General features: G+C 54.1%; 15 protein-coding genes. 5 read left to right on the top strand and 10 right to left on the bottom strand.

Annotated elements, in window-relative coordinates; genetic code table 11:
• Genes ACORQT_RS16565 through araD form a run of 3 tightly spaced genes read left to right on the top strand, consistent with a single transcriptional unit; the run spans position 1 to position 3,030 of the window.
• Positions 1 to 1,488: an FGGY-family carbohydrate kinase gene (locus tag ACORQT_RS16565; RefSeq protein ID WP_444859246.1), complete on the top strand. Its 1,488-nt coding sequence runs from the start codon at positions 1 to 3 to the stop codon at positions 1,486 to 1,488.
• The gene (locus ACORQT_RS16560; protein WP_164057621.1) at positions 1,475 to 2,344 is read left to right on the top strand and encodes an L-ribulose-5-phosphate 3-epimerase; all 870 of its coding nucleotides are present in this window, start codon (positions 1,475 to 1,477) and stop codon (positions 2,342 to 2,344) included. Before ACORQT_RS16565 ends, ACORQT_RS16560 begins: the two co-directional genes overlap by 14 nt.
• Entirely contained in the window at positions 2,338 to 3,030 is a 693-nt protein-coding gene (araD, locus tag ACORQT_RS16555) for an L-ribulose-5-phosphate 4-epimerase (protein WP_016927015.1), read from the top strand. Before ACORQT_RS16560 ends, araD begins: the two co-directional genes overlap by 7 nt.
• A gap of 6 nt (positions 3,031 to 3,036) precedes the next feature.
• Here araD and ACORQT_RS16550 read toward each other — a convergent pair whose 3' ends face one another.
• From ACORQT_RS16550 to ACORQT_RS16540, 3 genes are all read right to left on the bottom strand, one after another.
• Positions 3,037 to 4,041 (bottom strand): LacI family DNA-binding transcriptional regulator, encoded by a 1,005-nt coding sequence (locus tag ACORQT_RS16550; protein WP_164057622.1) that lies wholly within the window; start codon positions 4,039 to 4,041, stop codon positions 3,037 to 3,039.
• Between the two features lie 275 nt (positions 4,042 to 4,316).
• On the bottom strand, positions 4,317 to 7,313 hold the full coding sequence (locus ACORQT_RS16545; protein WP_444859245.1) for a DEAD/DEAH box helicase: 2,997 nt from the start codon (positions 7,311 to 7,313) through the stop codon (positions 4,317 to 4,319).
• A 348-nt stretch (positions 7,314 to 7,661) separates the two neighbouring features.
• Entirely contained in the window at positions 7,662 to 8,555 is an 894-nt protein-coding gene (locus ACORQT_RS16540) for a LysR family transcriptional regulator (RefSeq protein WP_197801424.1), read from the bottom strand.
• 106 nt (positions 8,556 to 8,661) lie between these two features.
• Between ACORQT_RS16540 and ACORQT_RS16535 the strand changes: the two genes are divergently transcribed.
• The gene (locus ACORQT_RS16535; RefSeq protein WP_164057603.1) at positions 8,662 to 9,969 is read left to right on the top strand and encodes a serine hydrolase domain-containing protein; all 1,308 of its coding nucleotides are present in this window, start codon (positions 8,662 to 8,664) and stop codon (positions 9,967 to 9,969) included.
• 108 nt (positions 9,970 to 10,077) lie between these two features.
• On the opposite strand, the gene ACORQT_RS16530 is transcribed toward ACORQT_RS16535, so the two are convergent.
• Both ACORQT_RS16530 and ACORQT_RS16525 read right to left on the bottom strand, forming a co-directional pair.
• Positions 10,078 to 10,851, bottom strand: coding sequence for an ankyrin repeat domain-containing protein (locus ACORQT_RS16530; protein ID WP_147838293.1), 774 nt, complete (start codon positions 10,849 to 10,851; stop codon positions 10,078 to 10,080).
• A 141-nt stretch (positions 10,852 to 10,992) separates the two neighbouring features.
• Positions 10,993 to 11,751: an ankyrin repeat domain-containing protein gene (locus tag ACORQT_RS16525; protein WP_182074632.1), complete on the bottom strand. Its 759-nt coding sequence runs from the start codon at positions 11,749 to 11,751 to the stop codon at positions 10,993 to 10,995.
• Between the two features lie 702 nt (positions 11,752 to 12,453).
• Here ACORQT_RS16525 and ACORQT_RS16520 point away from each other — a divergent pair.
• Positions 12,454 to 14,067, top strand: coding sequence for a restriction endonuclease (locus ACORQT_RS16520; RefSeq protein ID WP_164057602.1), 1,614 nt, complete (start codon positions 12,454 to 12,456; stop codon positions 14,065 to 14,067).
• Positions 14,068 to 14,259: 192 nt separating this feature from the next.
• On the opposite strand, the gene lptG is transcribed toward ACORQT_RS16520, so the two are convergent.
• Genes lptG through ACORQT_RS16495 form a run of 5 tightly spaced genes read right to left on the bottom strand, consistent with a single transcriptional unit; the run spans position 14,260 to position 19,225 of the window.
• Positions 14,260 to 15,339: an LPS export ABC transporter permease LptG gene (gene lptG / locus ACORQT_RS16515; RefSeq protein ID WP_047574466.1), complete on the bottom strand. Its 1,080-nt coding sequence runs from the start codon at positions 15,337 to 15,339 to the stop codon at positions 14,260 to 14,262.
• A complete protein-coding gene (gene lptF, locus ACORQT_RS16510; RefSeq protein ID WP_042785029.1) occupies positions 15,336 to 16,406 on the bottom strand; it encodes an LPS export ABC transporter permease LptF in 1,071 nt (356 codons plus the stop codon). The genes lptG and lptF overlap by 4 nt, the downstream gene beginning before the upstream one ends.
• Positions 16,407 to 16,434: 28 nt before the next feature.
• Complete coding sequence (locus ACORQT_RS16505; RefSeq protein WP_047575559.1) at positions 16,435 to 17,001, bottom strand: YtfJ family protein; 567 nt, start codon at positions 16,999 to 17,001, stop codon at positions 16,435 to 16,437.
• A 20-nt stretch (positions 17,002 to 17,021) separates the two neighbouring features.
• Entirely contained in the window at positions 17,022 to 17,891 is an 870-nt protein-coding gene (locus ACORQT_RS16500) for a hypothetical protein (protein WP_033643767.1), read from the bottom strand.
• Positions 17,888 to 19,225: a lipopolysaccharide biosynthesis protein gene (locus tag ACORQT_RS16495; RefSeq protein ID WP_004935553.1), complete on the bottom strand. Its 1,338-nt coding sequence runs from the start codon at positions 19,223 to 19,225 to the stop codon at positions 17,888 to 17,890. Before ACORQT_RS16495 ends, ACORQT_RS16500 begins: the two co-directional genes overlap by 4 nt.
• Positions 19,226 to 19,230 lie beyond the last annotated feature (5 nt).

Below are 19,230 nucleotides of genomic sequence, written 5' to 3'. Positions count from 1 at the left end.
ATGTCAGTCTTTCTTGGCATAGACGTCGGCGGCACGGTGATCAAGGCCGGGCTGTACCGGGCCGATGGCGAAGAACTGGCGATCGCCGAGCGCGACGGCGCGGCGATCGCCGCTCAGCCGGGCTTCAGCGAACGCAATATGGACGCGCTGTGGGATGACGTTTGCGCGGCGATCCGCCAGACGCTGCACGCGGCGGGGCTGGCGGCCGGGCAGGTGCGCGGCGTCAGTTTCTCGGCGCACGGCAAAGGGCTGTACGCCATCGACCGCCACGGCAAACCGGTCGGCAACGGCATCCTCTCTTCGGACAACCGCGCGGCGGCAACAGTGGCTGAGCTGCGCCGCGCCGGCGTGGACGCGCAGACTTACCCGCGCAGCCTGCAGCCGCTGTGGCCCAGCCACCCGGCGCTGCTGCTGCGCTGGCTGAAGCAGCGGCAACCGGCGCAGTACGCCGCCGTCGATCGCATCCTGATGGCGCACGACTACCTGCGCTTTCGCCTCACCGGCGAGGCGGCGGCCGAGGTGACCAACATCTCCGGCAGCAACCTGTTTAACCAGCACAGCGGCGCTTACGATCCGGCGCTGATGGCGGCCTTCGGCATCGAAGAGGCGCAGGAGAAGACCGCGCCAACGATCGGCTCAGCGCAGCTGGCCGGGCGGGTGACGGCCGCTGCAGCGGCGCAGTGCGGCCTGCGAACGGGCACTGCGGTGTACGGCGGCCTGTTCGACGTGGTGGGCGCGGCGCTCAGCTCCGGCGTGGCCGACGATCGCACGCTCAGCGCGGTGGCGGGCACCTGGTCGATCGCCACCTGCGTGACCGAGCGCATCATTCCTGCCGACTATCCCTACGCCTGGGGGCGCTACTGCATTGACGGCCGCTATTTCGTGCACGAAGGCAGCCCGACCTCGGCCGGCAACCTGGCCTGGTTCCTGCGCCAGTTCTGCGCCGACGACCGGCAGCGCTACGCCCAATTCAACGCCTGGGTGGCCGAGCGCCGCGAGCAGCCGAGCGGGCTGCTGTTCCTGCCTTATCTGTACGGCTCCAACCTCGGCGGCAACACGCCGGGCGGGCTGATCGGCCTGAGCGCCCACCACGAGATGGCGGACGTGGTGCAGGCGATCTACCAGGGCATCGTGTTTTCGCACCTGATCCATCAGGAGCGCATGGTGCAGCTGAACCCGCGCATCGAGCGGGTGCGCATGACCGGCGGGCCGACGCAGTCCGAGGTCTGGATGCAGATGTACGCCGACGCCGGCAACCTGCCGCTCGAGGTGGTGGAAACCTGCCAAGGCGGCTGCCGCGCCGCCGCCCTGTGCGCCGCCGTCGGCGCCGGGGAGTACGCCGGGTTTGCCGAAGCGATCGCTGCCGCGCCGCCCAAACTGCGCTGTTATTATCCCGCGACCGCCGCCCACCGGCGCCTGCGCGCCCAGCAGGCGCGCTATCTGGCGGTCGCTCAGGCTTTGAGTGAGGTGACTGATGCAAACGACTAACGCCGCCTGTCTGGGGCTGTATGAAAAGGCGCTGCCCGCCGATCTGAGCTGGCCGCAGCGGCTGGCCACCGCCGCCGAGCTGGGCTTTGAATTTGTGGAGATGTCTATAGACGAACAGCCGGCGCGCCAGCAGCGGCTGGACTGGGATCGCTGCCAGCGGCTGGCGTTTATCCAGGCGCGGCTCGACAGCGGGGTGACGGTGCCGAGCCTGTGCCTGTCGGCGCACCGGCGCGATCCGTTCGGCAGCCATGATGCCGCCATCCGCGAACGGGCGCGGGTGCTGATGAGCAAGGCGCTGGAACTGGCGACGGATCTCGGCATCCGTAACATCCAGCTGGCGGGTTACGACGTCTATTACGAACCTGCCGATCGCCACAGCCGCGAACGCTTTATCGAGGGCATGCAGTGGGCGGCGGCGCAGGCCGCCAGGGCGCAGGTGATGCTGTCGGTGGAGGTGATGGACACGCCGTTCATCAACAGCATCAGCAAATGGCGCGACATCGCCCGCCACGTCAACAGCCCGTGGTTCACGGTGTATCCCGATCTCGGCAACCTCAGCGCCTGGGGCAACGACGTCGCCGCTGAGCTGGCGCTGGGCATCGGCAGCATCACTGCCGTGCACCTCAAAGACACCGTTGCGGTGGGGCCGGGCAGCGCCGGGCAATTCCGCGACGTGCCGTTCGGCGAGGGCTGCGTGGACTTCGCCCACGCCTTTTCCGTGCTCAACGCGCTCGGCTATCGCGGCCCCTACCTGCTGGAGATGTGGGCGCGCGAAGACGGGCAGGACAAGCAACGCATCGCCCAGGCCAAGGCCTGGATCGAACAACAGATGAATGAGGGAGGCATCGCATGCTGAACGAACTCAAGCGGCAGGTGCTGGCCGCCAACCTTAGCCTGCCGGCATACGGGCTGGTGACCTTTACCTGGGGGAACGTCTCGGCGATCGACCGCCAGAGCGGGCTGGTGGTGATCAAGCCTTCGGGCATCGCCTACGAGGCGATGACGCTGGCGGATCTGGTGGTGGTGGATCTGGAGGGCAAGGTGCGCGAAGGGCACCGCAAGCCTTCATCCGACACCGCCACCCACCTGGCGCTGTACCGCGCCTTCGCCGATATCGGCGGCGTGGTGCACACCCACAGCCGCAACGCCACCATCTGGGCGCAGGCCGGGCAGCCGATCCCGGCGCTGGGCACCACCCACGCCGACTACTTTTACGGCGACATTCCCTGCACCCGGCCGATGAGCGAGGCGGAGATCGCCGGGGATTACGAGGGGGAAACCGGCAAGGTGATTATCGAGACCTTCAGTCAGGCGGGGCGCGATCCGCAGCAGGTGCCGGGGGTATTGGTTTACTCCCACGGCCCGTTCGCCTGGGGCAAGGACGCGGCGGATGCGGTGCACAATGCGGTGGTGCTGGAAGAGGTGGCGATCATGGCGATGGCGACGCGCCAGCTGGCGCCGGCCATCGCCCCGATGCAGCCGGAGCTATTGGACAAACATTTCCTGCGCAAGCACGGCAAACACGCCTACTACGGGCAATAGCGCCCGTCAGCGATTCAACAGCGAGCCGGTGAAGAACTCTCTGCGCACCGGCAACTCGCCGCGCGGGCTGTTAATGGCGCTGAACAGCAGCTCCGCGGCGATCTCCCCCAGTTTCTGCGTATCGTGATACACACCCGGAATGTGCAGGCCGTAAGCGCCGGCGCGCGGCGGCTCGTCTATCGAGAAGAACTTCACCTGCTGATAAAGCCCCATCTCGTGGCAGATGGCGATGGCGCCCAGCGTGATGATGCCGTTCAGGCCGATGATGTAATCCGGGCGGTTCTCCGGATGCGCCAGATAGGCGCGCACCTCGCTCTCTTGCGAGGTGAAATCGTAGTCGCCGTTGATGATATGAATCTCACGCCCGCTGCCCTGCAAGGCCGCGACGATGCCGGCGGTGCGCGTTAAGGTGATCTCCGAATCCGCCGGGCCGCCGATAATCAAAAGCTTCTGCTCCGGCTGCTCCGCCAGATAGCGCCCGGCCAGCACGCCGATCTCGCGGTTATCGAGGAACACGCCGCTCAGCTGCTGATCGTAAAGATCGCGGTCGATCAGGATCAGCGGCACGCCGTACACCTCGGCCAGCTCGAGATAGGCGGGGCGGTAGCGCTTGTCGTCGCGCACCGCCGACAGCAGGATGCCGCGCGCCTTATAGCCGAACAGCGCCTGAATGGCGCGCATTTCCGCCTCTTCGCTGCCGTCGGTGTCGAACAGCATGATCTGGTAGCCCTGCTGGCGCGCAATGCGCGACACGGTCTTGATCAGGCCGGAATAGAACGGGTTGTACATGCTGCTGGTGACGATGCCGATAATCTGGCTGCTGCTGCTTTTCAGCCCCTGTGCGAACGCGTTGGGCACATAGTTCAGCTCTTTGGCGATGGCGTGAATGCGCTCGCGGGTTTCCGGCTTGACCAGCTCGGGCTTATTGAAGGCGCGGGAAACGGTGATATTGGTCACCCTGGCGCGGCGGGCGATATCCACGATAGTGGCATTGGGATTGGCTTTCGACACCGTCTTTCCTTGCGTTATGCCTCAACAGATCCCTTATTGTAGGGAAAGGGCGAGGGCGGTGCTAGGGGGGAGTGGGGGGATTATTTTTCGGAAGTGAAATATTTTAGATGTAGCATAATAATATGTATTTTGGGTTTTGTGATGAATTAAAGGTGTTGATAATAGTGAAGTTAATTTAGGTGATAAATGTTACTGAAAGCTATGCTAAAAAACGACAATTGTGGATCATAATCAATGTTAATTAGTATGTATTATGATCCACTTAGTCGTCATATCTACTTATTTATTATTACGCGTAATTTAATGCCTGTAACCTCCTCGATGTACGCCGCAGTAGCGCCAAGCACTATTAATTGTGAGTCGGATATTTTTGACTTGGAAATTGCAGGTTGAACAATGGAAACACCAAGTTTAAAATCAGAATATCGAGCAATTTTTGCAAGGTTAATTAAATCTTCAAGTTTGCCTTTGTCTATCCGAGATGATTTCCCCTGGCTCAGTCGTGTCCGCTCTCTTTCTATTAGACGTAAAATCAATCCTTCTTTATCTGCGAACCACTTGATACTTTTCTCTGCTTGACCAGCAACTTGATAAACATCATCTACTCTTCCTCCTGGCGTTGCGATGCCATTTTTCTTTGAGCAATACTTACAGTGGAATAGATCTATAACTAATTCTTTATCATCAATATTTTTTATGGCAACAATATCAGCGACTTCGCCCGCACCGTCATCGTCAAAAACCAAATCATACGAATTTTTTATTTTTTGAATCGCATGATATTGAATGGAATCTTTCAGTTTTGAATGAGTCTGTGACTCAACAGATATATCAACACCTTCCCATTCCCAACCCTCTGTATTATTAACATCATACCTATATGTGTAGTCTTCATTTGGATAGTACCTGAAACCGCCGTCAATAATTGATGTGTCACACATGAAAATAGTCGGTGGGTGCTCATTAAAAAATTCGGACAATTGTAATGATTGTTCTCCAAACGTGATATCAAGGCTGTCTTGAACAGTGAATACAACTTCTCCTAATGAGGTTATTTCAGAGGTAATCCTGCTTTGGCCATGTCGGGTTTTCAAGAAGAAATTTAGTTTTTTTGCGTTCTTATCTGTGTTTTTCCATTCTGACAATAATAACTCGCAATCAATTAATTTCTCTTCCCAACGGTTAGAGCTAATAGTAACCTTAGTTTCATTTTTTCTAAGTAACTCTATAGGCCATTCAATGGCAAGTGGTGCTATGTCTGGGTATTCTGTCAACTCTTCAGTTTGCATTGCTGTTTTCATGACCGTATTAGTATCAATGGAGTTATCTAATACCTTTGAACCTACTTTATTACACCAAATAATCCATTTGTCTAATGAATCACTATCCATTGACCATACTTTACCTTTATATGAACAGCCGATACTAACGAATTCACCATTCTCATACCCTTTGCCAAATATATTGGATTTAATAGCTCTATTGGCTTCGATATCAGGTATTTGGTCATTTATTTCTGTTCCTGTATGCATTGAATAACGTAATCCTTTTTTGTTTTTATTTAATCCGACATTTTGAAGCTTCAAGCGCTTTAGCCCAGACAATGATCTAAAAATATGTTCTCCTCTAAGTTGTAATGCATCTTTTGCGATTAGTTTGACAAGCCTTTTAACTAATCCATCTTTGGCTGATGAATGTATAAATAATAGGTTTAATTTTTTATTATAATAAGCTATATATAAATCCCATGATTCATCAAATATCTCTTTGGAACTGGACCAACCGACAGGGGAATATGATTTTACTGAGAGTATTAGTATGTTTTTATCATCATTTAGCACATGGTCAATTATTTTTGCCTGTGTATTAGAGAAAAGACTGAATCGTTCAGGGTCCCAAATTGTGAAAGCCATTTTGTACATTGTTGTACTAATACTTGGTGTTAGTCCCAAATCAAGGAGTTTACTCGGGTTGGAGAACTCTCCTCTGAATTCTTGATATTCTTTTTCATCTTTGATTTTTCTGTGACTTATATCACTCACAATATTGTTCCAGTCAGAGTCCTCCTTATATAATTCCTCTAAGCTTTCATTAACGTTAGGGTTTGCTATATTGGCAACAAATTTAGCATTGCCGACGTTTTTAGCTGAACGAGTAAATCTTCCTGTAAATTGGAGCATGATATTTATGCTTTTATGAGGGTCATGAATCGCTGATATCTTCAACTGTGGAAGATCAAATCCTTCACCTAGCATGTCTACACATACTATTACCTTGTGCTCTCTATTTTTTATTGCGGTTAGTAGTTCAGTTTTCTTTCTTGTTTTGCTGTTTATAATTACAGGGCTTAAGTCAACTTCTTTAGAGTATATTTCAAATATTTCGTTAGCTCTTTTAATCGTATTTGCTCTCGCCATTACTATATGATCAAAGCCAGCCTTTAAGTCTTCTCTAAGTAATTCTATTGCCTTTTCAGCAATTGCTCTATCTGATTTGTCTTCTACAAACTCTCTTATCGGATGGAATTCAATTGGCTTGAAGTAACCGTCATTTTGCGCCTTTTTTAGAGGGTAGTTAAATATTATCCTCCCCTCTATTCTTGAACCGTCATTCCTGAATGGTGTAGCTGTAAACTGAAATGTTGGTTTCCCATTGAATTGGGATTTAATGTTAGCCCAAGTTTTAGCAGTAATATGGTGCGCCTCATCGATTATGAGATGAGTACAACTCTCAGTTAATTTGAGAAAGAACTCTTTTTTGAACTTTGAGAGTGCTGCTGCTGATGTAATAATTACATTTGATGAAAGTATTTCTCTTAAGTCATCTAGGTTATCAATACCATTCTTGATTGTAGAAACGATTGGGTTAATAGTTCTTTCTGTAATTAATCCTAACTCTCTTAGTAAACCTAAGCGTACAAATTTATCTTTAGTCTGTTCTCTTAAGGCATCTGATGGAACAACAACTAAAGTTTTATTGAAGTGACCAGCGACAACGATAGATAGAATAGTTTCTGTTTTGCCTGTTCCGGTAGGCATCACTATAGTAGCCGCAGACATATCATCAGAGCGTTCATAACCTAGTGCTGCATAGATACCACCAATTTGTGGTGGCCTAAGTCCATTAACATCACTCGCTAAATTCTCTTCCTTAAAAAGGAAGTCTGAGTTACACCAAGAAGTATAGATAGATTTGTGTGAATGATTTTTATTATCAATAGGTAACCATGATATTGTGCTATTTTTTAGTTTCTTCTCATTTGGCTGTTTCATAGAAAATCCTTATAGTTTCATGCGAATTAATTAAAAGGCTAACTAGTGTAAAGGTGTTCTTAAAAAGTTCTTATTAGAGTGTTTCTAACGTGAGAATTCCAGTACGGAAATCACGAATATTGAATTAGTGTCATTATTTTTAAAATTAGTTTTATGAAAATAAGTGCGGCATATCTATTTTACTATTCTGACTGAGTACGACTGAGTGACATACGCCTTAAAAGCCCGCTGTTATAACGGCTGAAATCCCGAGGAATCGTTATAGTGAAACGAATGATTTTTTGTCACAACACCGCCAACTTTACTATCTTTCTCCAAGCTAAATATTTGAAAAATGAAACACCATCCTCACCCCCCAACCCCCCGCCATAACCCCGGCAACAACCCCAGCGTCTCATCAATCAGCGCTCGTCGGTCATTGCCCGGCTTCCAGATGGTGACCATGGTTTGGCTGATCCCCTGGCTGCCCACTTCGGTACGCAGCGTGTTAACGTTTTTCCACTGTTCGGCATGCATATGCGTCGGCAGGAATCCCCAGCCGCAGCCCTGTTCGAGCAGGGCGCGCAGCATCTCCAGCTCGTTGGTAAATATTGTATGCCCTGAAATTTGCAGGCGGCGCGCCACGGGTTCGTCAGAATCCGGGTGCATGATCACCTGCGGCGCGAGCGAGAGCTCCAGCAGCGAAAGCGGCTGTTCCGCGTTGGGGAAAAGCGTTTCGGCGGCGTAAAAATCCATCTCTATCGCCCCTAAGGCGCGCCACTCCATGGTGTCGCCCACGCTGCGGTTGCGCGCCTGGCAGATGCCCAGATCGGCCTGGCCGTTTGCCAGCAGCCTTTCTGCCTCGTCGCGCGAGGCGTTAATCAGGCTCAGGCGCGTGTTTCGCTGGGCCATGGCGGCAATCAGCGCCTGCAGCAACGCGCGGGGGGTAAAGGGATCGTAGACCAGCGAGATTTCCTGCGCCGCGCTCTTGGGCACGTCTTTGGCAAATGCCTCAAACGCTTTCACCTGGCGCATAAGCAGGTGCGCCTGGCGCTGCAGCTGTTCGCCTTCCGGCGTCAGGTGCAGGCTGCGCCCCTCGCGCAGGAACAGCGCATAGCCCAGCCCATCCTCGAGAAAATCAATCAAATCGCGCAGCGTCGTGCGGTCTTTGCCCAGCTTGAGCGCGGCTTTCGCCAGGCTGCCGTGCTCGGCCACGGCGGTGAAGGCTTCCAGTTGGGCAAAGGAATAAATCAGGCTCGGCACGCGGTTCCCCCGTCGATTTTGCGGGGGATTTTCCCCCATCAGGCGTTTTTTATTATAGGCCGCGTTTTTTTAAGCTGAACGCCTTCCTGAGCTAAGCGAGAAAAATATGAAAAGCAAAGTGTTTAACTGCAGCCTGCTGGCGGGCGTTGTCATCAGTCTCTGCAGCGGCCTGTTGGCGCCCGCCGCGCTGGCCGCCTGTGCTGGCACCGAACTCAGCGCCTGTCCCGCGCCTTTCGATGCGCAATTGCCGGACACGCACAAAATGCTCACCTGGAGCCAGAGTGACCGGGTGATCGGTTTTCGTAACGACTACCGCAACTATGCGGGGGATGTGTTTCATCACGGCAATGCCATACCGCTGTTGGCTGCCGCTAAACAGCTAACGGACGCCAGCTATCGGGTGAATGGCAAAACCTACCACCTGCAGGATTACCTGCAGCGCCAGAACATCAGCGGCATGCTGGTATTGAAAGACGGCAAAATCGCCTGGAAATATCTGGGTGAAGGCAATACCGACGCCACCCTGTGGACGTCGCGCTCGGTGGGCAAATCCGTGGTCGCCACGCTGGTGGGCGTGGCGATTAAACAGGGCAAGATCCGCTCGCTCGACGATCTCATCACGCAATACGAACCCGATCTGAAAGGCACCGCGTGGGACGGCGTGACCCTCAGGCAGCTGATCACTCACACCTCCGGCGTGGCGTGGAATGAGGATTACACTAACCCGAAATCGGACTTCGCGCAGCTGACCGAGTGTGAAGCCAGGCCCGGTGCCTACGCCTGCGTGCGCAAGCTGGTAGCCGGTTTGCAGCGTGCGCATCCGGCCGGGCAGAACTGGTCTTACTCCTCCGGCGGCGCGTGGCTGCTGGGCGACGTGCTGGAGCGCGCCACCGGCATGCCGCTGGCGGCCTATCTTGAGCAAAGCATCTGGCAGCCGTACGGCATGGCGAGCGACGGCGTGTGGCATGCCTACGCCAAAGGCCAGCACGACGTGGGCGCGCACGGCTTTAACGCCACGCTGGAAGACTGGGGGCGCTTCGGCGAATTTATTCTGCATAACGGGACGTTGCCGAACGGCAAACAGATCCTGCCGGCTGATTGGGTAGCCCAGTCGGCCAACTGGACGCGGGCGGCGGGCTCGGTGTCGGCGGCGCACCCCAACGGCATTTACGGCTTCCAATGGTGGAACAACGAAGTGCCGGCCAATGCGACTAACGTAGAACCCGCTCCGCAGGCATCCCTCAAGCATTCCCTGTGGGCGCTGGGGATCTTCGGCCAGATGATCATGGTGAATCAGGCGGAGAATCTGGTGATCGTCCAGTGGTCCACCTGGCCGCAGGCGGAGCCTTCCTTCAGCGCGCAACCGCTGGAGGCGTCGCTGATGTTTAGCGCGATAGCGAAGGAGTTGCGTTAACGTCGGCAACTATCGGCAGAGCGAGCAGGGGCGGTTGCCATTTCGCCCCTGAGCGGTATATTACATGTCTTCGACGTCGACCTATCCATGCCGTAGGGTAGGGGAGTATCAATTCTCTACAGGTAGAGGAGGCCAGTCTCCACCGTTTTTAATTAATAACTCTTTTATCTTGTTAATTTTCTCTTTATCCTCGGCATCGCCTACCCCTCTATCTATAAAGCGTTGGAGCTGATTGCCCATAGTCCAACCAAACTTACCCTTGATTTTATTATCTGCACCTCTCTCCAATAAGAGAATCGTATGATCAAACGAACGAGAATCCAGGGAGCTTATTAATATGGTATTCCCCAATGAGTCCATTGTGTTTATATCCGCACCATAATCCAGCATCACCTTTAACGTTTCAGTGTTTTTCGCGTCTAACGCTTCGAATATAATGGGTTGGTTGAATACCTTATCTTTTGCATTTGGCGGTAAACCACCGTCGAGCATGGCCTTGATCCAAATTCCCTTGTCGGCTTTCATGACAAATTCTGCCGGGCTGCTTCCCCCTTCCGGTCTGGGCTGCAACGGGTCCGCACCCGCTTTAACCAGGTCGGTTATTATTTTCAGCCTTTCCGGCGTATTTTTATCATAGATTGCGTTTAACACCGACCAAAAAAGCAGGGTCATGTCTGCTTTCACCGGTCGATTCAGTTCTTCCTTGCTTATAGAGGGAAGCTTCTCTTTCAGTTTCACCTCATCACCATCATAAATCAGCTGTGCGATGTCCAGTTGACGACCTTCAAAAAAATCCTGTGGCTCATATTCCATGCTTTTGTTGCATCCTTGCACCATGAGAACAGTAAACAGTAGCGCTATCGCCATTATCAATTTTCTCATCTTCTCCCCCTGAGAATGGTGGCATCCTCGTCTCTTCAATCCGTTTTATTGCGTAGTCTATAGCGTGTTTATCGAAAGCCAGATGTAACCTGACAGCTTCAGTATAAATAACCGGCAGCTGTCAGATCTGCGTTGATGAAATTACGGCGTTTCCTTTGCTCCTTTCAAAAGCATGATCTCGAGTATTTTCTTACACTGTTCATTGTATTCTGAGCCATCTTGGCTGTCTTTTATTTGCCGATTCACTGCTGTTAACAGCGAAAGATTGTTTATATTTACCGGGTTAGGATTCGCACCCCGATTGAGCAGTAGGGTCATGTGCTCAAAGGCTGAGCTAAAAAAAGCATCCATTAATAAGGTTTGTTGCAAGGAGTCTCTGATATTTATGTCCGCGCCATAATCCAGCATCACCTTTAACGTTTCAGTGTTTTTGGCTTTGATTGTTTGGAATACAATGGGCTCATTGAATACCTTATCTTTTGCGTTTGGCGGTAAACCGCCGTCGAGCATGGCTTTGACCCAAATTCCCTTGTCGGCTTTCATGACGAATTCCGCTGGGCTGCTTCCTCCCTCTGGTCTGGGCTGCAACGGGTCTGCGCCAGCTTTAACCAGGTCGGTTATTATTTTCAGCCTTTCCGGCGTGTTTTTATCGTAGATTGAGTTCAACACCGACCAAAACAGCAGGGTCATGTCCGCCTTAACCTGTCGATTCAGTTCTTCCTTGCTTATAGAGGGAAGCTGCTCTTTCAGTTTCACTTCATCGCCATCATAAATCAGCTGCGCGACTTCCAGTTGACGGCCTTCAAAAAAATCCTGTGGTTCATATTCCATGTTTTTTTTGCATCCTTGCATCATGAAAACAGTAAACAGTAACGCCATGGCCATTATCAACTTGCTCATATTCTCCCCCTGATAGTGGCGACATCCTCGTCTTTCTGATCTTCAATCATCAGGCGAAATAATATCATCGGCGATATACAGCAGTTTCAAACTGGAAAACATAGCGTGTCTCTTCCTTTGCTTGCTGCGTCTTGGCCAATTCAGGCGGGCGCTCGCACTCCTTGCACTCGATGGCGCCCTGAGGGGGCATGTTATCGAACGGCAATCAGCGATAGCTAACGGCGCATAGGACACCAGATAAGGGATGATAACGGCTCAGGCCAATTTGTAAAGCCGGCCAAAGGTTAACCGGAAAGTTCTTGTTTTCCAAAGTTTGATACGGTGTTTTGAGCTCATCTCCCAGTACAACTGCCCCTTCGTACTGGCGGAACACCCCCAACGGCATCTACGGCTATCAGTAGTGGAACAACGAAGTGGACTGACCCCATTAAGAGCATTGTTTACCATTGCATCTATAGGGAGCAGGCATTCTGTAGTAGTTCTAGGCCATGTGAGCGGACCTGCCAAGAATTAAGTTTTATTGCCTTGTTAATTAATTAAATATCAATTAATTATTGGTGATAGGAATTTTTGTTGGTCTTCTGGACCGTGTGAATGTCAATGAAGTAAATTGAGAAAAACTTAAAGGAAATCCATGCTCGCCTATGGCAATTTTGCTAAGGTCATGAATTGATTTTTTAGTGGGAGACACTGGGGACTGAGATGGGACGCAGATCGGGATTTGAAGGTTTTATCCGCGCGACAGCTAGAGCCGTAGCAGCAGCAGAGCGAGAGCGCAAGAGATCAGAGAGAAATCATTTTGCAGAGATTCGACGGTTAGAACGTGAAGCTAAAAGAGAAAATGCTCAGATATTACGTGTGCATAAAGCAGCTGAAAAAGCAGCTAAGGTTGCGTATTTAGAAGGGCGACTCGATGAAGTGTCCGACCTGAACGCTGAGTTGGAAGAGGTTATCATTGCTCTTTCAACCTTGCTTGAACATACACTCGAGTTTGACGATTCGATAGATTTCTCCGCCTTAAAAAAAACTCCTCAGTTCGAAGATTTCAAAACGCCTGGACACCTATTACCAGAGGCAGAGCCTGAACTGAAAATTGTTAATTCTCCTCCCGCATGGAAAAATATTTTCCCATGGGTGAAGAAAAAATATCAACGTGAGTTAAAAAGTGCTGAAGAAATTTTCGCTAGAAGAAAAGAAGAATATCTGCGAAGAACCTCTAACCAGAAGGCTGAGCTAAATACGTTGGTTGAAGAATATCAAAAGCATAGAGTGGCCTATTTTGACGAGCTTGAAAAACAACATGAGGAAGTTAATCAGTTTGAGCTAGACTATCTGGAGTGTGTTCCTGACAGTGTGCTGGCTTATTGTGAGATGGTTCTGACTCGTTCTGAATATCCGGAAGTTGGTTTCCCTCAATCATTTAGACTCGCATACTTACCTGAAAATAAAGAATTGGTAGTTGAATATAGCTTGCCAGACATATCTATTGTCCCAAATCAGCTTGAGTATAGATACGTTAAGACAAGAGATGCTATCGAATCAAAGGCGAGGAAGGCTAATGAAATCAAAGAAATATATCAAAATGTAATTGCGGCAATTACGCTTCGAACTTTGCATGAGTTATTCGAAGCAGATAAAGCCTCAGCTTTAACTTCTGTTCTTTTTAACGGTGTTATCGAGACCATTGATCCGACTAGTGGCCATGACGTCGTTGTTACGTTGGTTTCAGCTCGAGCGCACAAAGATGATTTTATGCAAATAAAACTCGAACGAGTTGAAAAAATTGCATGTCTCCGAAGCCTGGGGGCCCAAGTTTCAGGACGACCTGATGAACTCCAGGCAGTCAAACCTATTCTTGAGTTTGATATGGTTGATAAACGCTTTATTGAGCAGGGGGATGCTCTTTCTGGCCTTGAAACTCGCCCAAATCTTATGGAGCTTTCCCCATCTGAGTTCGAAGTATTGGTTTCAAACCTATTCACGCAAATGGGTTTAGATACAAAACTTACCAGAGGTACAAAGGACGGTGGTGTTGATGCGGTTGCATTTGATACACGTCCAATTCTGGGAGGCAAAGTTGTTATTCAAGCCAAAAGATATAAAGACACAGTCGGGGTCAGTTCTGTAAGAGACTTGTACGGTACAATGATGAATGAAGGAGCAAACAAAGGGATTTTGGTCTGTACCAGCCAGTACGGCAAAGACGCTTATCGGTTTTGTGAGGATAAACCCATAGAACTCATTGATGGTGGGGGCCTTCTTTATCTTTTAAAGGAACACGCCGGCGTATCTGCCCGTATTAATCCAAATTTTTAAGTAATTTTAAGAAGCTCATAGTTGAATGGTAGCGCTTTCGTTAAGTCGATTGCCTTATCTGAGTTGTGGCGTATCGATTAGCATCAAGAGCTATTAGTATCTGATGCTCCTAAACCTTAAGTGGACTGATAAGCCCGTCTTTGCAGACGGGCTTATCTCACACATCTGTGCTCATCCCTGCTTACTCCCCCCCTAACCCCGCCGATCAAACCGATAAACCAGCGCCAGCGCCAACGCCAGGAGCAACAGGGGCGGAGCGAGGGCGGTGAAGGGCGCGTTGAGGGCGAACAGCAACCCCAGATTGAGGACGATCTGGTAAGCGATGTAGGTCAGCAGCCCAATGATGACGCCGAGCGCTAATCGGCTGCCCATGCCGGGCGCACGTGGGGCGGTGAAGGTAAACGGGATGGCCAGCAAAATCATCGCCAGCACCAGCAGAGGCTGGCCGAGTTTTTTCCACAGCGCCAGGCGGTATTCGGTGCTGGGTTGCCCAGAGCCCTGCAGATAATCGATATAGCGATCCAGCTGTTGGAGCGAGAAACTGCCCGCCGGCAGGGTCAGCTCTTTCAGGCTCGGCACCGCGAACAGCGAGCGCCAGAGCAGGCTGTCTTGCCGCGCAATCGTCTCCTTTCTGCCTTGCCAGCTTTTCTGCATCACGTTATGCAGCAGCCAGTTGCCGTCGGCGGCGGTGCTGGCGCTGTCGGCGTAAATGTAAGATTCCAGCGCGCGGTTGGCCTGATAACGGAAGATCTCTATGCCGTGGGGCTGGTCGTTCTCATCGACGGTTTTGACCGTCACAAACTCGTTGCCGCGCCGCGCCCACAGCGGGTTCACGGTGACGTCGTTACTGTTCGACTGCGCCAGCGCGTTGTTCTTCATCTGCAGCGCGCGTTGCTGCAGCGGCGAAGCGGCCCATTCATCGAGGGCGCCGAGCGAGAGGTTCATCAGCAGCCCGGCGGCGAGCATCACCAGCGCGATGCGGAATATCGACATCCCGGCGGAACGGATCGCCGTCAGCTCCAGGCTTTTAGACAGCTGCCCCAGCCCGACGATGCCGCCGAGCAGCGCAATAAACGGCCCCAGATCGACCAGGCTGCGCGGCAGCGTCATCACGGTCACCAGCAGCGCCTGCTGCCAGCGGTAGCCGCCCGGAGTGACGTCCTCCAGCTCGTTGATCAGCGTAAAGGTGGTGAACAGCGGGATGAGCAACCCGGCCGCGGCGGCGAAGCCGATGAACACGTTGCGCATTAGGTAGCGGCTAAAAATAGTCATCGGGAGGGTTTCCGCAGCAGGGATAAGTCGCGCGCCAGCAGCAGAGCGATGCCGACAGCCATCGCTATCGGCACCAGCCAAACGCCGGGGATCGTTGGCAGAGAGCCGTTGGCCACCAGCGTGCGGCAAATGTTGCCGCCATAGAAAATCACGGTAAACAGCACCGTCAGGGGCAGCAGCGCGGCGTAGCGCCCCTGTCGCGGCTTGATGCGGCTCAAGGGGATCGCCAGCAGCACCATCAGCACGGTGGTCAGCCCGCGGCTCTCGCGCCATTGCAGTTCAGCGGCATCGCCCGGATCGGCGGAGCGCGCCAGCTCCGCCGGCGAGGCCGACTTGTGCCGGCTTTCGGCGCTGGGCACGAACGGTTTGAGCGCGATATCAAAGTTGTCGTAATTCTGCCCGTTGTCGTCGGCGCCCTCACGATCAAGCACATAGGCGGTGCCGGTTTTCAGCCGCACGGCGGGGCTGGCGGGGGAGGCGTCGAGCACCTCCACCGACTGCGCGCGGTACAGGTTGGTGTGATGGCCGCCGCGCACATAAATCAGGGCGTCCGTCAGGTGGTTGGCCGTTTTGTCGACGTGATTGGCGAGGATCATGCGGCCGTTGCCGCTGACGTTGAATTTGTCGGCCTGCAGGTGGCTCACGTCCAGCACCGATTGCGACTGTTGTTGCAGTTGATAAATATTGGCGTACGCCCAAGGCCTGCCATACAGCGACAGCAGCGTGACCGCTATCGCCAGCGGCACCGCGAGCAGCAGCACCGCCTTGTACAGCCGCAGCGGGCTGGCGCCGGCGGCCAGCATGGCGGTGATCTCCGCATCGCTGTACATCTGGCTTAGCGCCACCGCCACCGAGACATACAGCGCGACGGGCAATATCATCTCCAGCGCAATCAGCGACTTATAGAAAACCACGTCGGCCACCACCCGCAGCGCCAGCGTGCCGTTGGCGGCGTCGGTCAGGTAGCGCTGGGCGGAGTAGCTGGCGAACATGAAGATCAGAAACCCGGCGATCATCATCACCAGGCGGCGGATCTCAACCGTGATATAGCGTTCAATCAAAGGCATGCGTCATCGGCTCCCGGCGGCGTGCGCTTCATGGCGCCTCCCGCGCGATCAGGGCGCGCAGCAGGGCGATCACCTGGTCAACTTCCTGCGGGGTGAGTGCGCCGTCCTTCGCCCACTGCACGCGCCCGGCCTTGTCCAGCACCACGATGGTGGAGCTCTCCTCCGGCAGCCGCCAGGCCATGCGCCCCAACCCGTCGCTGTCGACGATGAACTGCGCCCAGGGATAATGGCGCTTGTTTTTCTCGATCTTGCCGCGCACGAAGAAGCCGGAGCCCGGTATCGCATCATCGGTGTTGACGATGGTGGTCGGCTGGAAACGATCGCCCGGCAGGTTCGCGTCCTTGACGGCGTTGATCAGCAGCGAGTTCTTCTTTTTGGCGGAGGTGCGCCCGGCGATGTACTGGATCACCCGCACCTTGCCCGCCAGTTTTGCGCTGTTCCATGGCCGGTAGCTGAAATCGCCGTTGCGCAGCAGCAGCTCGCCGCGATCGGCGATGGCGATCGGCGCCACCGGACGGCCATGCACGAAGTTATGCGCCGGCGCCGCCAGCGGCGACAGCAGCAGCGCAAGGGCCAGCAAGCGAGGTAACGTCATCATGGCTACGGGCAACGCGCTTATCTGCCGGCCGCGACGGCCGACGGGGAAAACGACAGCGGAAAACGCGCCAGCAGCAGCTCCAGGCGCTGGCGGATGTCGATGTCCAGCGTCGCCGGCCGGTCATAGATATCGCCGCCGGCCAGCTTGTCCGCCACCATCACGTCGTGCCGGTCGCCCATCAGGCCGTTAATCGCCGCCAGGAAGCGCGAGATCTGCCGGGCCTCGCGGTTGTCCGGATCGATCGATCTCAGCGTGTCGTAAAACGACACCTGGCGGCTGACGATTTTGCGCACGTCGTGGAACTGATGCCCGGTCAGCGCCGGGCCGGCGATCAGCGTCTGCAGCTGGCGCATCTGCTCCTGGCGGTAGGCGATAAAGCCCTGTGCGCTTTCCAGGCGGGTGTGGCGCAGCGCATAGCGCACGTAAGACCATACCGGTTTGCTGAGCAGCAGCCGCAGCAGGTTGCCGTAAAGCGTCAGGTTCTTCTGGTTGCCGTTGCGAAACGCGTCCTGAAAATGGCCGAGCACCACGGTGGTGGTGTGGAACAGGCGGTTGGCGCGGTGGGGCGCGCCGTACAGCTGCTGGGCGAAGCGCAGGTGCTTATAGCGGGCGCGGATATATTTGTAGCGCATGCGCGTTGCCGCCGCCAACTGCGGGTCTTGCAGGAAACCGTTCACCAGTTGCAGCAGCTCGCGGCGGGAAAAGCCGTCTTCCCAAAACTGCAGGCACAGCGCGTAGTTGTCCCGGATGCTCTCGGGGGAGCATTCCAGATCGATCTGCTGCGGCAGGCTGATATTCGCCTCGACCAGGTCATCCTCTTCCACGGCGACAAACAGCGCCTGGGTGGTTTCGGCGGAGAACTTCTTCCAATTCGTGTTAGCGGTCATTGATTACTCTCTTTGGGCACATTCAGCCCCAACATAAAGCGATTGCGGTAGGCGCCGATCGTCGGTATCAGGGATAACAGCACGTCTAAACATTGCCCCAGTAAATAAGCGAAGGCGGCGCCCTGCACGCCGAAGGCGTACGCCATCGACACCAGCAGCGCAATGTAGGCCGCCGAGGCCGTCGCCTGCGCGATCAGGAAGGCACGCTGCTTGCCCGCCATAAACAGCAAGGATTCCTGCGGGAAGCCCATCATCGAGACGATGATCGCGCCCAGCATGATTTGAATCAGGTCATAGGCTTCCAGGTATTGCTGCCCGAAGACCGCGGAAATAAGCGGCTTGCCCACCAGCAACATCAACACCGCGACGGCCAGACCGATGCCGCCGGCCAGCAACGAAGAGCGCAGGCCCAGCAGCCACGGGGTCTTGGTGCGCGGATCCAAACGCATGATCTCGGGATAGAAGCTTTTCTCCAGCAGCTTGGCCGGGGTGCCCGTCGCATCGAAGAAGGTCATGGCGATCTTGAACAGCCCGGCGGCGGCCGGCCCGAGCACCACGCCCACCAGCACGGTGGTGCAGGAGTTGCGCGCGGCCCAAATGGTATGGGCGATGTTGGTGGTCCAGACGAAGTTCCAGGCGCCCTCGATGCGGCGCGCGACGTTGAACAGGCGCGGCCTCAGCGCGCCGTGGATATCGCGGCGGCGCAGCTCGCGCGCGGTGAACCACCAAAACAGCGTGCCGCCGATCAGGTTAGAGGCGTACCAGGTGACGATAAAGCCGGGGAACCCCAGATCGAAATAATAGGAGATGACGCTGCCCACCGCCTGCAGGAACGGCTTGATCGCCTGCTGGATGGCGATGAGATCGAAGCGGTTGAAGGCGCGCAGCACGCCGGTGGGCGTGGACGAGGTCATCGACGGGATCAGGGTGCAGTACAGCATGGCGAGCCAGAAGCTTTCGCTGTCCAGCCCCAGGGCGTGTGACAAGAACGGCAGCATGATCATGCCGCCCAGCACGGCGATGACGCCGCTGGCGATATCCAGGCCGAAGGAGAACGCGACGACGTCGCGGAAGCGCCCGGTATTTTGATGCTCCAGCGCCGGGGTGCCGAATTGCACCACAAACTGCCAGGTCTGGAATTTGATGAAATCGCTGACCGCTTTGGTATAGGCCTGGATCACCACCAGCACGCCGAACATTTCAGGCGACATGCCTTTACCGGCGCAGGAGAGCGCCAGCAGGCCAAGCAGTGCGCTGGCGACGCTGCCGGAGCCTAAATAGGCGGCATTACGTAAGATGGAACGAAACGCGCCATCGGAAAACCATCGTTTCATAACTT

It is taken from the genome of Serratia sp. (in: enterobacteria) (genome assembly GCF_052400455.1).
GTDB classification, from domain to species: domain Bacteria; phylum Pseudomonadota; class Gammaproteobacteria; order Enterobacterales; family Enterobacteriaceae; genus Serratia; species Serratia ureilytica.
The sequence above is the reverse complement of the archived record's forward strand: the minus strand, read 5'-3'. Positions and strand labels throughout refer to the sequence as shown.

Bases quoted from the DNA above. Each gene is read 5' to 3' on its own strand.
- ACORQT_RS16535 (WP_164057603.1), top strand. From the start codon at position 8,662: ATGAAAAGCAAAGTGTTTAACTGCAGCCTGCTGGCGGGCGTTGTCATC.
- ACORQT_RS16560 (WP_164057621.1), top strand. From the start codon at position 1,475: ATGCAAACGACTAACGCCGCCTGTCTGGGGCTGTATGAAAAGGCGCTG.
- ACORQT_RS16495 (WP_004935553.1), bottom strand. From the start codon at position 19,225: ATGAAACGATGGTTTTCCGATGGCGCGTTTCGTTCCATCTTACGTAAT.
- ACORQT_RS16530 (WP_147838293.1), bottom strand. From the start codon at position 10,851: ATGAGAAAATTGATAATGGCGATAGCGCTACTGTTTACTGTTCTCATG.
- araD (WP_016927015.1), top strand. From the start codon at position 2,338: ATGCTGAACGAACTCAAGCGGCAGGTGCTGGCCGCCAACCTTAGCCTG.
- lptF (WP_042785029.1), bottom strand. From the start codon at position 16,406: ATGCCTTTGATTGAACGCTATATCACGGTTGAGATCCGCCGCCTGGTG.
- ACORQT_RS16565 (WP_444859246.1), top strand. From the start codon at position 1: ATGTCAGTCTTTCTTGGCATAGACGTCGGCGGCACGGTGATCAAGGCC.
- lptG (WP_047574466.1), bottom strand. From the start codon at position 15,339: ATGACTATTTTTAGCCGCTACCTAATGCGCAACGTGTTCATCGGCTTC.
- ACORQT_RS16525 (WP_182074632.1), bottom strand. From the start codon at position 11,751: ATGAGCAAGTTGATAATGGCCATGGCGTTACTGTTTACTGTTTTCATG.
- ACORQT_RS16520 (WP_164057602.1), top strand. From the start codon at position 12,454: ATGGGACGCAGATCGGGATTTGAAGGTTTTATCCGCGCGACAGCTAGA.
- ACORQT_RS16505 (WP_047575559.1), bottom strand. From the start codon at position 17,001: ATGACGTTACCTCGCTTGCTGGCCCTTGCGCTGCTGCTGTCGCCGCTG.
- ACORQT_RS16500 (WP_033643767.1), bottom strand. From the start codon at position 17,891: ATGACCGCTAACACGAATTGGAAGAAGTTCTCCGCCGAAACCACCCAG.
- ACORQT_RS16545 (WP_444859245.1), bottom strand. From the start codon at position 7,313: ATGAAACAGCCAAATGAGAAGAAACTAAAAAATAGCACAATATCATGG.